1 protein-coding gene is annotated in these 1,125 nt (G+C 56.4%); it reads left to right on the top strand.

Annotated features, from left to right (window positions below; genetic code table 11):
- Positions 1–1,125 (top strand): PIN domain-containing protein (locus ACWEOZ_RS44400; protein ID WP_451916683.1); only part of this gene is annotated, 1,125 nt, incomplete at both ends.

The raw sequence follows: 1,125 nt of genomic DNA on the forward strand, positions 1-1,125 counted from the left end.
CCTCGGTATGCGTCGGTTGTATCGATTGTTTAGATGTAACCTCGACAACGCGAACGTTGCGGCGGGTTTCATCACCGCCCTGCTCACTGCCGATGACATTCCATGGGGCGCGACACCTACAGCCGTTTCTGCGGGTGTTGCGGCCACACTGCTGCGAGAAGATGGGTCGCCGTTCACCGTTGTAATTGACCCTGCAGACGTCGGTACTCTTCCGCAGGCACAGAATTACTTCCCTCATGACTCTGCGTTTGCTGCGAACTTTATCGACAAGAGGGTTGGCGAGACGGTGACCATTCGGCATCAGATGGGAGAAGAGACCACCTATCGCGTTGCTTCATTGATGCCCGCCTCTAGGCATCTGCTCGGGTACGCGCACGAGCTAACCGAAAAGACTGTAGAACCCATTCCGGGCTACCTGACTATGTCTGTAAAGAACGACGACGGCAGCATAGACATGTCTCGGATTCACTCACAGTTGAAACGACAGTCGGGAGGGGCGGACCTAGTCATCGATGGCTACAGGCAGGGTCGCCTTACCGTAGGCCTTTGTGCGCAGTTGCTTGGACGTTCGCCAGTGGACCTTATATTGTCCTGGGGGGCGAGCCAGCCGCCTTTGGTCGTTGCCGAGGGACGCGTCACTGGTGGGCTTGAGCGGTCAAATCCACTCGGGTCGAGTTCGTCGTGCGTGCTGGATTGCATCACGCTGGTCGAATTGGGCCTATTTAAGGCTCTGTCGGTTCTCGGCTTTTTGCCACATCCGATTGTTTCGCAACGTGCCTATGATTTGCTGCTTATAGCCATGGAGGGGGCAAAAAATGAGCGCTCGATAGGCCGAGCCGGGGAAGTAGACGGGAAGCTTACGGTAGTTCGGTACACTCCCGAAGACCGGCAGCAAAGAGTGGCCATGCTGACGGCAATTGTCGAGTCGGTCCAGCGCTACTGTGAAGTCGCGCCCGCGTACGGCCCCGCCGAAGTGCCTTGCAATTTCTTAGAGTTTAAAGAGGTTCTGGACGCGGAATCGTACGATGCTATCGCGCTTTGCCTCGAAAAAAATGCGGCGCTCGTATCCATCGATGCGCGATTGCGCGCATTGGCTTTGAGTGGGTTCAAGGTGTCGTCCGTGGC

It is taken from the genome of Actinoplanes sp. NPDC004185 (genome assembly GCF_053603475.1).